Raw genomic sequence first — 15,740 nt, 5'->3', positions numbered from 1 at the left:
CGTGTATCAGGCCTTGGCCAGGCCGATGCTGCGCAGGGCGGTTGTGATTTCGTCAAGGATCGCCGGATCGTCGATGGTGGCCGGCATTTTCCAGGGCTGCTGATCCGCAATCTTGACCATCGTTGCGCGCAGGATCTTGCCCGAACGGGTCTTTGGCAGGCGGTCCACCACCAGTGCGCGCTTGAAGTCAGCGACCGGGCCGATCTTGTCACGCACCAAGGCCACGCATTCCTTCACAACGTCAGCATGGTCGCGGGTCGACCCTTTGTTCAAGCAAAGAAAACCCAAGGGCGATTGTCCTTTCAGATCATCCGCCACGCCGATCACGGCGCATTCGGCGACATCGCGGTGTCCGGCCAGGACCTCTTCCATCGCTCCGGTCGACAGGCGATGGCCCGCTACGTTGATGACGTCATCTGTGCGGGCCATGATGTAGAGATAGCCGTCCGTATCGACGTAGCCAGCATCACCCGTTTCGTAGTAGCCGGGAAAGTGGGCCAGATAGCTTTTTCGGAACCGATCCTCGGCGTTCCACAGCGTCGGCAGGGTGCCGGGGGGCAGCGGCAGTTTGATGGCAATTGCGCCGAGCGTGCCAGGGGCGACAGGGTGCCCGCCTTCGTCCAGCACCTGCACGTCGTAGCCTGGCATCGCGACGGACGGCGAGCCGATCTTGACCGGAAGATGTTCGATACCGATAGGGTTGGCAGCGATGGCGTATCCGGTTTCCGTCTGCCACCAATGGTCGATGACCGGCACGTTTAGATGGCGCTGGGCCCACAGGATTGTGTCGGGATCGGCGCGTTCACCGGCAAGAAACAGCGCCTGAAGATTGGGCATCGGATGGCGGCCAACCAGCGCGCCCTCTGGATCGTCGCGTTTTATGGCGCGCAGCGCGGTCGGTGCGGTAAAGAAACTGCGCACATTGTGTTCAGCTATCACGCGCCAGAAAGCGGCGGCGTCCGGCGTGCCCACCGGCTTGCCTTCGTAGACGATGGTGGTGCATCCGGCAATCAGCGGCGCGTAGCAGATGTAGCTGTGGCCCACGACCCAACCCACATCCGAAGCGGCCCAGAACACGTCCCCATGCCCGCAATTGTAGATGGCGCGCATCGTCCAGTTCAATGCAACCAGATGGCCACCGGTTGGTCGGACCACGCCCTTCGGTGCGCCTGTCGTGCCGGAGGTATAAAGAATGTAGGCCGGGTAAGAGCCTTCGACTGGCACGCAGTCTGCCGGTTCGACACCATATTGGAATTCGTGCCAAGCTACGTCACGACCCGGTACAAGCCGTGCAACCTCTTGTTCGCGCTGGAAGATCACGCAAAACTCTGGCTTGTGGTCCGCCATGTCGATCGCCCCGTCGAGGAGCGGCTTGTAGTGGACCACGCGCGACGGTTCGATTCCGCAGGATGCCGCAATGATCGCCTTGGGGGTGCAATCGTCGATCCGTACTGCAAGCTCGGCCGCGGCAAACCCACCGAATACGACAGAGTGAATCGCGCCAAGCCGCGCACAGGCGAGCATGGCTTCCAACGCCTCGGGGACCATCGGCATGTAGATGATGACGCGGTCGCCCTTGGTGATGCCCTTGGCCCGCAAAGCGCCGGCAAGGCGGGCGACGCGGTCCTGCAGTTCTGCATAGGTGATGACGTGTTTTGTGCCGGTTACCGGGCTGTCGTGGATGATTGCGGGCTGTTTGCCGCGCCCGGCGGCGACATGGCGATCAACGGCGTTCCAGCAGGTGTTGACGGTTGCATCGCTGAACCATTCATAAAGCGGCGCACGACTGTCGTTCAACGCTCGGGTCGGCTTTCTCACCCAATCGATGTCTTCTGCGGCCCTCAGCCAGAATGCTTCAGGATCAGCCTTCCAGCCTGCATAGGTCTGTGCATAAGTCATGACGTCTCCCCCCGCTGACCGATTGCACGTTAGTTACGGCAGGTGGGCCGGCTGACGCAACGCTGTTACCGGCAACGGAGCGCGCCAATTTGCATAATTGGCTCGCCGCTAAGCGACAAGTTTGCAAACTCCGGGTGTGGCCCTCTGTTAGAAGTCATCAGCGGCGGTATTTGCAAACTTTTCGCTCACGCTCTGCGGGACTGTCGCCGTTGATTCTATTTGTAATGGTCGACAGGCGTGCCGGCGATGGCCGACATGTTCAGCAGCCCGCGCGCAGTTATGGCGGGGGTGACCACATGGGCCTTGTTGCCCATGCCCATCAGGATCGGGCCGACCTCCAGCCCCCCTGCCTTGACCTTCAGGATGTTGCGCACGCCCGAAGCCGCATCGGCGCTGGCAAAGACTAGAACGTTTGCCGCACCTTCATAGCGTGACCCAGGCAGAAGCCGGTCGCGCAGCGATTGGTCAAGGGCCGCGTCGATGTTCATCTCACCTTCGTAAGCGAAATCCGGTTCGCGGGCGTCAAGCAATTCCAGCGCGCCGCGCATCCGCAGCGCGTTGCCGTTCTCCATGTTGCCAAACTGGCTTTGCGTGCAAAGCGCGATCTTCGGCGTCAGGCCAAAGCGGCGGACGTGCCGGGCAGCGCCGATCACGGTGTTCATGATCTGCTCGGGCGTCGGTTCAGCGTTCACATGTGTGTCGGCGATGAAAAGCGGGCCATCCTCAAGGATCATCATGCTGAGCGCTGCAACCGGATGCAGCCCGCCCCGCGCAAGGATCTGGCGGATGTAACCGAGGTGCCAGAGGTATTGCCCAAGCGTTCCACAGATCATGCTGTCCGCCTCGCCACGGTGGACCATGATCGCGGCGATGGCGGTGGTATTGGTGCGCATCACTGCGCGGGCGGTGTCGGGGGTGACGCCGCGCCGTGCCATCAACTCGTGGTAAGTACCCCAGTAATCGCGGTAGCGATGATCGTTTTCAGGGTTCACCAGCAGGAAATCCTTGCCCGGCCGGATCGGCAGGCCATAACGCTCGCACCGCGCCTCGATCACCTCGGGTCGGCCGATCAGGATCGGGATGTCGGTGGTTTCTTCAAGCACGGCGTTTGCGGCGCGCAGCACGCGTTCGTCTTCACCTTCGGCAAAGACAATGCGGCGGGTCGCCAGTTTTGAAGCCTCGAACACGGGGCGCATCAACAGCGCGGACTTGAAGACCGAGCCATCAAGCTGGCGTTTGTATGCCTCCAGATCGGCAATCGGACGGGTCGCAACGCCGGTTTCCATCGCTGCACGGGCAACCGCGCTGGCAACGACACCAATGAGGCGCGGATCGAAGGGTTTGGGAATGAGGTACTCCGGCCCGAACGACAGCGTTTCGCCGCGATAGGCGGCGGCGGCCTCGGCGCTTGTTGTGGCGCGCGCCAGAGCGGCGATACCTTCGATGCAGGCGATTTCCATAGCGTCGTTGATCTCGGTGGCGCCCACATCAAGAGCGCCACGGAAGATGAACGGGAAGCAAAGCACGTTGTTGACCTGGTTGGCGAAATCCGACCGTCCTGTTGCCATGATCGCTTCTGGCGCAACAGCCCGAACGGCGTCGGGCAGAATCTCCGGCATCGGGTTGGCAAGCGCGAAGATGATCGGTTTCGGCGCCATCGTGGCGACCATTTCGGGGGTCAGCACGCCGGGGCCGGACAGTCCCAGAAACAGGTCGGCACCTGTGATTACGTCAGCGAGGGTCGCCGGAGTGGTGCCTTGCGCAAACGCGGCCTTCTGCGGCGTCATCTGCGCGGCCCGGCCTTCGTAGACCAGCCCTTCCAGATCGCAAAGCCAGATGTTCTTGCGCTGAACCCCCAGCTTGACCAGCATCTCGAGGCAAGCGATGCCTGCCGCCCCTCCACCCGTCGATACGATCCTGATGTCTTCAAAGCGTTTTTCCGCCACGATCAGGGCATTGGTGGCCGCCGCGCCAACCACGATGGCCGTGCCGTGCTGGTCGTCATGAAAGACGGGAATCTTCATCCGCTCGCGGCACAGCCGTTCGACGATGAAGCAGTCGGGCGCCTTGATGTCCTCAAGGTTGATCGCGCCGAACGTCGGCTCCAGCGCGCAGACGATGGCGGCGAGTTTCTCGGGGTCGGGCTCGTTCAGTTCGATATCGAAGCAGTCGATGTTCGCGAACTTCTTGAACAGGACCGCCTTGCCCTCCATTACCGGCTTCGAGGCAAGCGCGCCGATGTTGCCCAGGCCAAGAACCGCAGTACCGTTTGTGACAACGGCCACAAGGTTGCCGCGGCTGGTGTAACGGCTGGCGGTAGATGGGTCGGCCTTGATCTCGAGGCAGGCCTCCGCCACGCCGGGCGAATAGGCCCGCGCAAGGTCGCGTCCGTTCGCCAGCGGTTTCGTCGCGCGGATTTCCAGTTTTCCGGGCTTGGGGAATTCGTGGTAATCCAGCGCCGCCTGACGTGCGTTGTCGTTGCGAGCCTCGTCCATCCCACCCTCCAGAAATTTGGTTTAGCCCTAAACCAATTCTTCTGACCTGCCAACACCGTCAGATGCGCAAGTCTTATCGGCATCGCTTGCAAATCCCTGCGATGCCGCTCACGATGCAGCCATAGCACGAGGAACACCATGAGCGAAACGCGCGCCGAAATTCGCCTGCCGACGCAGGAGTTGCGCAACGACCTTCCGTTTTTCACCAAAACCCTGCGGATGCGGCTGGATATGATCTATCCTGCCGACAATCCCGAAGTTGCGGTCGTGTCCGGCCACGGGCTGCGACTGCGCATCCAGAAGGGCGCGCCGGAAGCGCCGGGAACCCTGCGTATTCTGACGGAAGATCCGGACGGATTTGCCGGGGGCGCGCGCACGCTGACCGCGCCGAACGGCACACGGATCGAGATCGACGAACTTGACCCGCCGTTGGTGATGCCGCGCACCGAACATGCCTTTGTGGTCCGCCGTCTGGCCGATCAGGCCCCTTGGGTAATCGGACGCGCGGGGATGGAGTATCGCGATCTGGTACCGACCCGCCTTGGCGGGGCAATGATCGCAAGCCACATTCGGGTTCCGGACGGTCCAGTCCCTGACATGGTGCATTATCATAAGGTCGGCTTTCAGCTGATCTTCTGCGTCGCGGGCTGGGTTGACGTGCTATACGAGGATCAGGGCGGTATCCGCCGTATCAACGCCGGCGATTGCTTCATCCAGCCGCCGGGGATCCGTCACAAGGTGCTGCATTCCGAAGGCGTGCAGGTCGTGGAAATCGGAGTGCCTGCCGACCACGTCACCGAGATCGATCACGAGATGACCTTGCCAACCCCGCATTTCCGCCCAGACCGAGAGTGGGAAGGACAGAAGTTCGTGCACAACATCGGTCGTGATGGAACCTTTCAGCCCTACCGGATTCCGGGGTTCGAGGCGCGGGATACCATGATCAATGCTGCCACCAAGGGTGTGGCGTCCGTCATGGTTGCGCGTCCTGTGGGCGTGGCACCCTGGACGGTGCACGACGGCGACATCCTGTTCAGCTTCGTCATGGCCGGCGCGATGACGCTAGAGGGTGAGGGCAAGGAGCCTTATCGCCTGTCGCCCGGCGATGCGTTCGTCATCCCGCCGGGCATGGCGACCAGATACAGCGACGCCACGCCGGACCTTGAACTGCTTGAGGTCTCGCTTCCGGGTAACCCGCCTACGCGTCTGGCCTGACGACTTGCATAAGCTGGCCACCAGGACCAAACTCTGACCGCAAGGTCAGAAGGAGAAGCGATGATGACGCTGCTGGAGGCCGCGAAGGCGGTTCGCGAAAACGCCTATGCGCCCTATTCACGCTTTAAGGTGGGGGCGGCCCTGCGGGCGGTGTCCGGAACGATCTATGCGGGATGCAATGTCGAGAACGTGGCCTATCCCGAAGGCACCTGCGCCGAAGCGGGGGCGATTGCGGCAATGGTAGCGGCAGGTGAAACGCGGATCATCGAGGCGCTGGTCATCGCAGACAGCCCTCACCCGGTTCCCCCCTGCGGTGGCTGCCGCCAAAAACTGGCCGAGTTTGCGGCGCAGGACGTGAAGGTCACCATGTGCACGACAGACGGGAAGGCACGAACCGTTACTGTTGGCGACCTTTTGCCCGGCGTATTCACCGCCGCGCACATGGACCGGACATGACCGATGCCCGCAGCATCATCGTTCGGCTGCGTGACGGCGGGCAGCCGACCGCAGATGAACTGGCCTGGTTCGCACAGGGGCTGGCCTCTGGCGTGGTAACCGATGCGCAGGCCGGTGCATTCGCAATGGCCGTGCTGTTGAAGGGTTTGGGGGAAGCCGGGCGAGTCGCCCTGACGCGAGGGATGCGCGACAGTGGCAAGGTGCTGGCATGGGACATGCCGGGGCCGATTGTCGACAAGCATTCGACCGGCGGCATCGGTGACTGCGTCTCGCTTTTGTTGGCACCGGCCCTTGCTGCCTGCGGTGCTTATGTCCCGATGATTTCTGGCCGCGGGCTGGGGCATACGGGCGGGACGCTGGACAAGTTGGAGGCGATTCCCGGCTTCAGGACCGGACTGACGGAAGATGCCCTGCGCGCGCAGTTGAAGGACGTTCGCTGTGCAATCGTCGCTGCAAGCGCCGAAATTGCACCTGCCGACAAGCGGCTTTACGCCATCCGGGATGTGTCGGGGACGGTAGAAAGCGTCGATCTGATCACAGCGTCGATCCTGTCCAAGAAACTGGCGGCTGGTCTTGAAGCGTTGGTGCTTGATGTGAAATGCGGGTCCGGCGCGTTCATGAAGACGCTCGAGCGGGCCGAAGAACTAGCCCGAGCGCTGGTCGCCACGGCACAGGGTGCGGGCTGCATGACGTCGGCCTTGATCACCGACATGAGCCAACCTCTCGCCACGGCGGCAGGCAACGCGCTGGAAGTCATCGAGGTGATGGAGACGCTGACCGGAACATCGGTCAACACAGCGCTGTGGGATCTGACTGCCGCGTTGGGCGGCGAGGCATTGGCGCTGGCCGGATTGGCCGCAGACCCGGAAGATGGGGCAGGGCGGATCGCGCAGGCGCTTGAATCCGGTGCCGCAGCCGAAATCTTTGGCCGCATGGTGGCGGCACAGGGCGGCCCGCAGGATTTCGTCGAGCGGTGGCCGGATCGCTTGCCTTCAGCGCCGGTAGTGATGGAAGTGCCAGCACTTTCCGACGGTTTCATCGCAGCGATAGACGGCGAGGCGCTGGGTCATGCCGTGGTGCATCTGGGTGGCGGGCGATTGCGCGAAGGCGACAAGCTGAACCTTTCGGTCGGGTTGTCGGACCTGGCCGGGCTCGGCGAAGAGGCGGGGGCCGGTGTGCCGATTGCGATGGTTCATGCGGCAACCGAGGACGCCGCCCGTGCCGCCGTTCGGGCTGTTCAGGCGGCCTACCGCATCAGCGACGCGGCGCCGGGCGAGCCGCCGCTAGTGCTGAAGAGGATCGCCTGATGCCGCGCGCCTTCCTGATCGTGATGGATTCGGTCGGCTGTGGCGGCGCGCCGGATGCCGACCGCTTCGGCGACGCCGGATCAAACACGCTGGGTCATATTGCCGAAGCCTGCGCCCGTGGTAGGGCCGACGTGGACCGCAAAGGTGCCTTGAGGGTGCCGGTCCTTGTCGGTCTTGGACTTGGGGCTGCCGTCAGGTTGTCATCTGGCCTGTCTGCTCCAGGTTTCGGCGCCGAACCGCAAGGCCTGTGGGGTGCCGCCACAGAAGTCAGCAACGGCAAGGATACCCCTTCGGGCCATTGGGAACTGGCGGGTGTTCCGGTGCCGTGGGACTGGACCTATTTTCCCCACACCATTCCGGCGTTTCCGGACGATATCGTGCGCGAGGTCTGTCGGCTGGCAGGCACCGACGGCATTCTTGGCAATTGCCATGCCTCGGGGATCCCTATCATTGCCGAACATATCGAAGCACACCTGAGTACGGGTTGGCCGATCTGTTACACATCTGCCGATTCCGTGTTTCAGATCGCGGCGCATGAAGAGGCATTCGGGCTGGAGCGGTTGCTCAGGCTGTGCGCCGATCTCGCGCCGATGCTGCACGCGCGCAAGGTCGGGCGGGTCATTGCCCGGCCTTTTGTCGGGACACCTGACAATTTCAAACGAACGGCAAACCGCAAGGATTTCGCCATCGCCCCGCCGTCACCGACGTTGCTGGATTGGGCAGCGGCAGACGGGCGGGCCACGCACGCCGTGGGCAAGATCGGCGACATCTTTTCGATGCGCGGAATCGGGTGCTTGCACAAGGGCAAGAGCGATGCCGACCTTTTCGAACATCTGATACGGCTTGGTAGTGAAGCGGAGCCGGGTTCGCTTACCTTTGCCAATTTTGTCGAGTTCGACACGCTTTATGGCCATCCGCGCGATGTGGCGGGATATGCCCGCGCGCTTGAATGGTTCGACGCCCGTCTGCCGGACTTTTTTGCCACGCTGGGGCCTGACGATCTGGCGATCTTCACGGCCGACCACGGCAATGACCCCACGTTCCGGGGAACCGAACACACGCGCGAATGCGTGCCGGTCATCGGATTGGGCGCCGGAACGAAGGCAATCGGTCAGGTGGGCTTTACCGATGTTGCCGCCTCGGTTGCGACGCACCTTGGGCTTTCCACAACCGGGCCCGGAAGGAGCTTTCTGTGAACGTCCCCACCCTGCCAAAGGTCGAACTGCACTTGCATCTGGAGGGTGCGGCGCCGCCGGCCTTCATTCGCGGACTGGCGCGCGAGAAAAAGATGGATCTGTCCGGTCTGTTCAGCGAAAACGGGGCGTACCGGTACAAGGATTTCTGGGATTTCCTCAAGGTCTATGAGGCGGCCACCAGCACCCTGCAACGGCCCGAGGATTACCACCGGCTTGTTCTGGCGGTGCTTGAGGAATCGGCTGCCAGCGGTGTTGTCTATTCCGAGACGTTCCTGTCGCCGGATTTTTGCGGCGGGCGTGATCTTGGGGCATGGCGCGAGTATCTGCACGCAATGCGCGAAGCGGCGGATCAGGCGGAACGCCAGTTTGGCATCACTTTGCGGGGCGTCGTGACCTGCATCCGTCATTTCGGGCCTGAAAAAGCACGCCAGACGGCGCGTTGCGCTGCGGAAACAGCCGGGGACTGGATCGTCGGTTTCGGGATCGCGGGCGACGAAAAGGTTGGCCAGCCAAAGGATTTCCGTTGGTCTTTCGACCTTGCGCGCGAGGCTGGGCTGCGGCTGACGGCACATGCCGGCGAATGGGGCGGGCCCGACAGTGTCCGCGCCGCACTGAACGATCTTGAGGTGGAGCGGATCGGGCACGGTGTGCGGGCCATCGAGGACCTCGCGCTAGTTGACGAACTGGCCGAACGGGGCGTGGTGCTGGAGGTTTGTCCGGGGTCGAACGTGGCCTTGGGGCTATACCCGACGTTCCGAGATCATCCTATCGGCACGATGTTCGACCGTGGGGTGAAGGTGACGATATCGACCGACGATCCACCCTTTTTCCACACCACGATGGCGCGCGAATACGAAGAGTTGCACAGGGCGTTCGATTGGGACGAGGGCGTCTTTGAAAAGATCGCCCGCGCCTCGCTTGACGCCGCCTTCTGCGATGATGATACCAAGTCGAAGATCCGCGCAAAGTTGGAGACTGTCGATGCTTGATCACCTGACCGTCGTTTCGCACCCTCTGGTGCAGCACAAGCTGACCTTGATGCGCGAGAAGGATACGTCGACCGCGTCGTTTCGAAAGCTCTTGCGCGAGATCAGCCTGCTGCTGGCCTATGAGGTGACGCGCGAACTGCCGATGACCACGAAGCGGATCGAAACGCCTCTGGAAGAAATGGACTCCCCGGTCATCGAGGGAAAGAAACTGGCGTTGGTGTCGATCTTGCGCGCGGGAAACGGGCTGCTGGACGGGATACTGGAACTGATCCCAGCAGCGCGTGTGGGGTTCGTCGGGCTTTACCGCGACCCCGAAACGCTTCAGCCGGTACAATATTACTGCAAGCTGCCGGATCACATGGAGGACCGCATCAGCATCGTTGTGGACCCGATGCTGGCAACCGGCAATTCTTCGGTTGCGGCGATATCCCTGCTTAAGCAGGCGGGCGCCAAGGAAATCCGGTTTCTCTGCCTGCTTGCCGCGCCGGAAGGCGTCGCGCGGATGAAGGAAGTCCATCCCGACGTGCCGATCGTGACTGCGGCGGTTGACCGTCATCTGAATGACCACGGCTACATCGTGCCGGGGTTGGGCGATGCGGGCGACAGGATGTTCGGAACGAAGTAGGGCATGCACGGCCGCCAAGACGCGGCACAGATGGCAAAGGTGCAGTCAGTGGTTCGGTGTAATTTGAGGCTTAGTCTTGCTTCGCTCAGCGCGCTTTTGGCGGCATCCTCGGTCGCTGATGCGAGAGAGGTGATGCGTCCGGCTGAAACGCCACCGGCCACGTTCGCGGGCCAGCAGTATGTCGATAGTGCTGGCTGCCTGTTCCTGCGCGCTGGCTCCAAAGGCGAGACCGTGTGGGTTCCGCGTGTGGCCCGTGACGGGGGCGTGCTTTGCGGGTTTCCACCCTCTGGCCGCCGGGTGCCGATTGCGGGCGAAGCGTCGCCACTTGCCGTTCCGACCGTGCAAGACCAAGCCCCGGTGCAGGAAAACGCGGCAGGCCCGGCAACCGGGACGATCCTGATGGCAATCGGAAGTTTTTCCAAGGTCGAGAACGCCGACCGGGCCGAACGCAGGATCACCGAGCTTGGCTTGCCGGTCACGCGCAAGCAGGTGATGCACAACGGGATGCAACTGACCTCGATCCTTGCCGGACCCTTTGAAAGCGCGGCCTCGGCCAGCGCCGCATTGGCGAAGGTCCGGTCGGCTGGCTTTTCCGACGCGATGCTGGTCTCCCCTTAGGGCGGTCAGTTAGTGCAGATCGCCTGAAGTGCGACCCAGTCATCGTCGGGGATCAGCGGCGTCGGTGACAGCCCCTTGTAGGGATCATTTGCAACAAGACCGGCAGTCACCTTGCCGTCCGGGTCAACGGACAGCGCATAGGGGGTGGCGGGGATCTGGGCCTGCTCGAAGGCGGCCAGCACACGGGTATCGACAGGTGGTGTGGTCGTTGTCTGCAGCAAGACCTCGCCGTAGCCCTGCAGCGCCCCGGGCGGCAAGTCTCCGGTCGTCAGAAGCTGGAACGTGGCGCGCAGCCCGACGTGATCCAATAGCGCGATCATCGGGTCGGCGTCCTTCTTGCGCAGCCCTTCGACAAGCGCGGTGCCGGCCAGAGCTTCGGGGCCTTTGGAGCTTTCGGCAAGGGCGCGTGGCAAGACAATCACATCGCCTGGCAAGCTGAGCGGTTGGCCGACACCTTCAGGCAGGATGTAGAGGATCGGCGTGTCGACCGGGCCAAACACGCGTTCGGCAATGCCGGCCAGCGCGCCTAACCCCAGTTGATTGTCACAGGGAGTTCCAGTCACCCGGGTCAGGTCATCCAGCACGGTCTGTCCGATCTCGGCGCGCTTTGCCGCCGGAATGACCGAGGCGGTGTGCGCTACCAGCGCACCCGGCACCCAGAAGGCACCGAGGGCAATCACTGAAACCGTAGCCGTGCCCAGCAATGCACCCCGCAACCGGCCCGGCCGCGCCGTGGCTGCCTTCACCGCACCCTGCACCGCTTCGAGCGCTGCGATCATGTCCGGTTCGTCAAGTTCCAGCGTCTCGGTCGCGTCCGCACCCGGGGAAAACACGGCTGGCGTTTCACCTGGGTTGGTGCGTTCCACGGCGGGCAAGGACCAGTGACTGATCGCAACACTGCTTTTGGGATCGCTGAGGATGAGGGTCGCATCGCCGAACTGGACTAGAACCTCACGACGCTGGTCCTCGGGCGCTTCGCGCCAGAGACCGGTGCATTCCAGCCGTTGATATTGTTTCAGCGCCGTCATCTGGCGATTTGTCTCTGCCTGTTTCGGCGAACCATAGCCCTTGCGTCGTGGAGCCACAATCGCCTGCGCCCGAATGGCCTGCCAGCTTGGCGGATTCGTTCAAATCTCGCGGTACGCGTCGCAATCAGGCGCGAGCCGTGGACGCGCTAGCCTTAGTCGTAAGGCATGACCGACACATCCATCACGAACGGCGCCACCCAGAACCGAACGCTGGCGGCCGCTGCTGCGGTTCTTGGGTATGCGATGATCATCGGTTTCACCGACAACTATGTGCGGGTGATCGCCGAAGATTTCGGGCTTTGGCAGTTCCACGCAACACGGTCTGCAATGGCGCTGGTCCTGTTGGCGGTGCTGGCGTTTGGCCTTGGCATGCGGCTTCGCCCGAAAAGCCTTGGCGCGGTAGCGTTCCGGTCGATCACGCATGGCTGTGCAATGCTGATCTACTTCGGGGCGTTGGCGTTTCTTCCGGTGGCACAGGTCGCGGCGGGTCTGTTCACCGCGCCGATCTTCGTGCTCTTGATCCAGCGGTTCACACTTGGCCGCCAGATCGGTCTGTTGCAGGTATTTGCCGTAGCCGTCGGATTTCTTGGCGTCGTGCTGGTGCTGGGCCCGTCCGCGCTTGCCGGAGCCACGCTTGCTGCGGTGCTGCCCGTCCTGTCCGGTGCGCTTTACGCCGTCGGCAACATCGCCACTCGGGAAATGTGCGCCGACGAAACTGCGGAAACCATGCTTGCGGGATTCTTTGTCGTTCTCGGCGTGTTCGGTTTGGTCGGAATGGCCGTGCTGGCATTCTTGCCGGTCGTCGCAGCCGAAGGGGCCGACGGTTTCATCCTGCGCGGTGCGGCCTGGCCCGATGCCACGTTCCTGTGGTGGACGTTCGTTCAGGCGTCCGGTTCGCTGCTGGGGGTTGGATTGATCATCAAGGCTTATCAACTTGCCGAAGCTTCGCGCGTCTCGGTGTTCGAATACGTGATCCTGCCCTGCTCGGCGGCGTGGGGGTGGCTGCTGTGGAACGAAACGCTGACAGCGACGGCGATTGTCGGCATGGCGATGATCGCCTTGGCCGGAGCGCTGGTTTCGCGTCAGCCCTCGACCGCTTCTCGCCAATGGCGGCGGCAAAGCGACACATAAGTCTCGTTTCCGCCGATCACGACCTGATCGCCCTCTTTCAGCGCCTTGCCGTCGGGGCCGCGGCGGATGACCATGGTGGCCTTCTTGCCGCAATGGCAGATAGTGCGCACCTCGCGCATCTCGTCAGCCCAAGCCAGCAAGGCTGCCGAACCGGGAAACAGATTGCCCTGAAAGTCGACCCGCAGCCCGTAGCACATGACCGGCACACCCAGATCGTCCACCGCACACGCCAGTTGCCATACCTGTTCCTTGGTCAGGAACTGCGCTTCATCGATGAACACGCAAGCGACCGGACCGGCCGCGAACCGTGACTTGAGCCGGGCGTAAAGATCATCGGACGGTGCAAAAGTATCGGCAGGTTCGCCAATTCCGATGCGGCTTGCGATGCGGCCTTCGCCTGCGCGGTTGTCGAACTGCGCGGTGATCAGATATGTCGCCATCCCGCGTTCCCGGTAGTTGTGGGATGCCTGAAGCAGCAAGGTCGACTTGCCTGCGTTCATCGTCGAAAAATGGAAGTAAAGCTTCGCCATGTCGAGGATACGCCTAGCGTAACAAACGGTCCGGGCGCAAGATAGAGGATCGCAGGGGCGAGGCTAACTGCACCGCGCAGTACTTGGTCACGAAGACCCGCCGCCGAACGACGGAGTCCCGCCGTTGCCGCCCAAAGTGAAAGCGACGTGACGGCGGGTCCCCACCCATGCCGATGCTGGGGACATCGGCTACTCGTGACAGTTCCGAACACTCGGAACGTGTTTATCAATGACAAAGCCTTGCGACCCCATTAATGGGAAAAATCGTAGCGATTTCCCCACCGCTTGCCGTTGGGACAGTGGAGCAAACATGTCGATTGCGACTTACCTGAAGAAGCACACCGAGGCGTTGGTCAAGGATGTGGGCGTCGAGGCGGCTTGCGAACTGACGGGCAAATCCAAGGCGACGATCGGTCGGTACTATTCGGACAACGAAGAACACGGCGACCGCTTCATGCCGATCGACGTGGTCGCCCTACTGGAAGGGGCCGCGCGCCACCCGCATGTGACCTCGGCATTGGCCGATCTGCGTGGCATCACGCTGTCGTATGATGCTGAACGCAGGAATGCGGCCTCGAAGGGGGTCAATCAGGATGTCGTGGCACTTGCACAGCGCTTTGCCATCCTGATGTCCGAATACAACCAGGCCATCGGCGACGGCGTGATTTCCGTCAACGAAGCCAAGCGCCTGCTGCGCGAGACGCTGGCCATCCAGCAGGTGCTGCTGGACATGAAGCTTAACCTGGAAGACGGGGCCCCCTGAGAAGACGGCGCGCCCTGATCGGTATCAGCCGGGGCGGCGTGTTGCCCCGGCCTTGTTCGCATCCGGCCTGCGTGGCGCAAAGGTGCCGCCGGCAGGCTTTGGCGGAGCGGTCCTGTGTGCCGGGTTGCCGGGACGGCCACCAGCGCCTTTTGCCGGGGGCTTGGCACCGGGTTTCTGCCCGCCCTTGTTTGCGGGCCGCTGGCCGCGGTTCTGGCCGGGCTTCGGGGCCGCAGCGACCATATCGGCAGCCCAGGGCGCCCCGCCCAGAACCGGAATGGGCTTCTTCAACAGCTTTTCGATTGCCTGCAGTTCGTCCATTTCAGCCGGGGCGCAAAATGCGACGGCCGTCCCTTCCGCGCCTGCACGGGCGGTGCGCCCGATACGGTGAACGTAGTTTTCTGCCACGTTGGGCAGGTCGAAGTTGTAGACGTGCCGAACCGTCGGAATGTCGATGCCGCGCGCTGCGACATCGGTCGCCACCAGCACATCAAGTTCGCCGCCGCGGAATTCGCTCAGCGTCCGGTCGCGCTGGTTCTGGCTTTTGTTGCCGTGGATCGAGCCGACCTTGAAGCCCCATGTCGCCAGCAGCTTGCACAGCTTTTCCGAGCCGTGCTTGGTACGGCCAAAGACCAGCGCCTGCTCGCCGACATGCTGCCGTAGGTAGGTTTCCAGCAAGCGTGCCTTGTCGCCGTTCGGGATGTAATGCACGCCTTGGACAATCTTTTCGATCGGCTTGCCCGGAGGAGCGACCTGCACGCGGATCGGGTCGCGCAGATAGGTGTCGGCGATTTCCGAGATGTCCTTGGGCATAGTTGCCGAAAACAACATTGTTTGGCGCTTCAGCGGGATGTGCTTTGCGATCTTCCGCAACGAGTGGATGAATCCCATGTCGAGCATGTGGTCAGCCTCGTCCAGAACGAGATAGCCGCACTTTTCAAGGCTGACGTCCCCGCGTTCCAGAAGGTCGATCAGACGCCCCGGCGTCGCGACCAGCACATCGGTGCCCTTGGACAACGCCTGCGCCTGCTTGAACAGCGACGCGCCTCCAACGACCATCGTGACCTTGACGGCGGTCCCCTTGGTAAAAACTTCGAGGTTGTCCTTGATCTGACCGATCAGTTCACGGGTCGGCGCGAGGATCAGGGCACGAACGTTCTTCGGCCCCGGCGGGTGGCCAAGGTCCAGAAGCCGGTGCAGCAGGGGCAGACCGAAGGCAGCGGTCTTGCCGGTTCCTGTCTGGGCAAGGCCCATCAGGTCGCGGCCCTGCATGATGTGCGGGATGGCCTGCGCCTGGATCGGCGTCGGCAGCTTGAGGTTGGTCTTTTCAAGGGCCTTCAGCAGTTTGGGCGAAAGGCCGAGGTCAGCAAAAGTGGTCATGGTTTTGTCCAGTACGTAAGGGCAAGCGACCCTCGCCCCGAGCGATTGCCCGTGACCGTGCCGCTAGCGGCGCCCCTGCGTGATGGAGGAAACCTGTGTCCGGGCCTTTCG

General features: G+C 62.6%; 14 protein-coding genes. 9 read left to right on the top strand and 5 right to left on the bottom strand.

What is annotated here, in order from left to right:
* Positions 1–6: 6 nt before the first annotated feature.
* Positions 7–1,899, bottom strand: a complete 1,893-nt coding sequence (locus ACROUL_RS18285; protein ID WP_431300862.1) for a propionyl-CoA synthetase — start codon at positions 1,897–1,899, stop codon at positions 7–9.
* 215 nt (positions 1,900–2,114) lie between these two features.
* On the bottom strand, positions 2,115–4,394 hold the full coding sequence (locus ACROUL_RS18280) for an NADP-dependent malic enzyme (protein ID WP_431300861.1): 2,280 nt from the start codon (positions 4,392–4,394) through the stop codon (positions 2,115–2,117).
* A gap of 138 nt (positions 4,395–4,532) precedes the next feature.
* Between ACROUL_RS18280 and ACROUL_RS18275 the strand changes: the two genes are divergently transcribed.
* The 7 genes from ACROUL_RS18275 to ACROUL_RS18245 all read left to right on the top strand — a co-directional run bounded on the left by ACROUL_RS18275 (position 4,533) and on the right by ACROUL_RS18245 (position 10,800).
* Positions 4,533–5,609, top strand: a complete 1,077-nt coding sequence (locus ACROUL_RS18275) for a cupin domain-containing protein (protein ID WP_431300860.1) — start codon at positions 4,533–4,535, stop codon at positions 5,607–5,609.
* Between the two features lie 63 nt (positions 5,610–5,672).
* Positions 5,673–6,065 carry a cytidine deaminase gene (locus tag ACROUL_RS18270; RefSeq protein WP_431301338.1) on the top strand — a complete coding sequence of 131 codons (393 nt, stop codon included), beginning with the start codon at positions 5,673–5,675 and terminating at the stop codon, positions 6,063–6,065.
* Complete coding sequence (locus ACROUL_RS18265) at positions 6,062–7,372, top strand: thymidine phosphorylase (protein ID WP_431300859.1); 1,311 nt, start codon at positions 6,062–6,064, stop codon at positions 7,370–7,372. Before ACROUL_RS18270 ends, ACROUL_RS18265 begins: the two co-directional genes overlap by 4 nt.
* The gene (locus ACROUL_RS18260; RefSeq protein ID WP_431300858.1) at positions 7,372–8,568 is read left to right on the top strand and encodes a phosphopentomutase; all 1,197 of its coding nucleotides are present in this window, start codon (positions 7,372–7,374) and stop codon (positions 8,566–8,568) included. Before ACROUL_RS18265 ends, ACROUL_RS18260 begins: the two co-directional genes overlap by 1 nt.
* On the top strand, positions 8,565–9,557 hold the full coding sequence (locus ACROUL_RS18255; protein WP_431300857.1) for an adenosine deaminase: 993 nt from the start codon (positions 8,565–8,567) through the stop codon (positions 9,555–9,557). The genes ACROUL_RS18260 and ACROUL_RS18255 overlap by 4 nt, the downstream gene beginning before the upstream one ends.
* Entirely contained in the window at positions 9,550–10,182 is a 633-nt protein-coding gene (gene upp, locus ACROUL_RS18250; protein WP_431300856.1) for a uracil phosphoribosyltransferase, read from the top strand. The genes ACROUL_RS18255 and upp overlap by 8 nt, the downstream gene beginning before the upstream one ends.
* Before the next feature lie 132 nt (positions 10,183–10,314).
* A complete protein-coding gene (locus tag ACROUL_RS18245) occupies positions 10,315–10,800 on the top strand; it encodes an SPOR domain-containing protein (protein ID WP_431300855.1) in 486 nt (161 codons plus the stop codon).
* A gap of 5 nt (positions 10,801–10,805) precedes the next feature.
* Here ACROUL_RS18245 and ACROUL_RS18240 read toward each other — a convergent pair whose 3' ends face one another.
* The gene (locus ACROUL_RS18240) at positions 10,806–11,828 is read right to left on the bottom strand and encodes a hypothetical protein (RefSeq protein ID WP_431300854.1); all 1,023 of its coding nucleotides are present in this window, start codon (positions 11,826–11,828) and stop codon (positions 10,806–10,808) included.
* 165 nt (positions 11,829–11,993) lie between these two features.
* Between ACROUL_RS18240 and ACROUL_RS18235 the strand changes: the two genes are divergently transcribed.
* On the top strand, positions 11,994–12,959 hold the full coding sequence (locus ACROUL_RS18235) for a DMT family transporter (RefSeq protein WP_431300853.1): 966 nt from the start codon (positions 11,994–11,996) through the stop codon (positions 12,957–12,959).
* Here ACROUL_RS18235 and ACROUL_RS18230 read toward each other — a convergent pair.
* Positions 12,911–13,489 (bottom strand): thymidine kinase, encoded by a 579-nt coding sequence (locus ACROUL_RS18230; RefSeq protein ID WP_431300852.1) that lies wholly within the window; start codon positions 13,487–13,489, stop codon positions 12,911–12,913. The two genes, ACROUL_RS18235 and ACROUL_RS18230, sit on opposite strands and share 49 nt — an antisense overlap.
* Positions 13,490–13,799: 310 nt before the next feature.
* Between ACROUL_RS18230 and ACROUL_RS18225 the strand changes: the two genes are divergently transcribed.
* Positions 13,800–14,252, top strand: a complete 453-nt coding sequence (locus ACROUL_RS18225) for a hypothetical protein (protein ID WP_305567275.1) — start codon at positions 13,800–13,802, stop codon at positions 14,250–14,252.
* Positions 14,253–14,276: 24 nt separating this feature from the next.
* Here the strand turns inward: ACROUL_RS18225 and ACROUL_RS18220 are convergent, their stop codons facing one another.
* Positions 14,277–15,629, bottom strand: coding sequence for a DEAD/DEAH box helicase (locus tag ACROUL_RS18220; RefSeq protein WP_431300851.1), 1,353 nt, complete (start codon positions 15,627–15,629; stop codon positions 14,277–14,279).
* Between the last annotated feature and the right edge of the window lie 111 nt (positions 15,630–15,740).

The sequence above is a fragment of the Tabrizicola sp. BL-A-41-H6 genome (genome assembly GCF_050632395.1).
Lineage (GTDB): Bacteria > Pseudomonadota > Alphaproteobacteria > Rhodobacterales > Rhodobacteraceae > JAUYQR01.
This window is presented reverse-complemented; position numbering and strand designations above follow the sequence as displayed.

Coding starts and splice junctions, on each gene's coding strand:
- ACROUL_RS18285 (WP_431300862.1), bottom strand. CDS start 1,899: ATGACTTATGCACAGACCTATGCAGGCTGGAAGGCTGATCCTGAAGCA.
- ACROUL_RS18280 (WP_431300861.1), bottom strand. CDS start 4,394: ATGGACGAGGCTCGCAACGACAACGCACGTCAGGCGGCGCTGGATTAC.
- ACROUL_RS18275 (WP_431300860.1), top strand. CDS start 4,533: ATGAGCGAAACGCGCGCCGAAATTCGCCTGCCGACGCAGGAGTTGCGC.
- ACROUL_RS18270 (WP_431301338.1), top strand. CDS start 5,673: ATGACGCTGCTGGAGGCCGCGAAGGCGGTTCGCGAAAACGCCTATGCG.
- ACROUL_RS18265 (WP_431300859.1), top strand. CDS start 6,062: ATGACCGATGCCCGCAGCATCATCGTTCGGCTGCGTGACGGCGGGCAG.
- ACROUL_RS18260 (WP_431300858.1), top strand. CDS start 7,372: ATGCCGCGCGCCTTCCTGATCGTGATGGATTCGGTCGGCTGTGGCGGC.
- upp (WP_431300856.1), top strand. CDS start 9,550: ATGCTTGATCACCTGACCGTCGTTTCGCACCCTCTGGTGCAGCACAAG.
- ACROUL_RS18245 (WP_431300855.1), top strand. CDS start 10,315: ATGCGTCCGGCTGAAACGCCACCGGCCACGTTCGCGGGCCAGCAGTAT.
- ACROUL_RS18240 (WP_431300854.1), bottom strand. CDS start 11,828: ATGACGGCGCTGAAACAATATCAACGGCTGGAATGCACCGGTCTCTGG.
- ACROUL_RS18235 (WP_431300853.1), top strand. CDS start 11,994: ATGACCGACACATCCATCACGAACGGCGCCACCCAGAACCGAACGCTG.
- ACROUL_RS18230 (WP_431300852.1), bottom strand. CDS start 13,489: ATGGCGAAGCTTTACTTCCATTTTTCGACGATGAACGCAGGCAAGTCG.
- ACROUL_RS18225 (WP_305567275.1), top strand. CDS start 13,800: ATGTCGATTGCGACTTACCTGAAGAAGCACACCGAGGCGTTGGTCAAG.
- ACROUL_RS18220 (WP_431300851.1), bottom strand. CDS start 15,629: ATGACCACTTTTGCTGACCTCGGCCTTTCGCCCAAACTGCTGAAGGCC.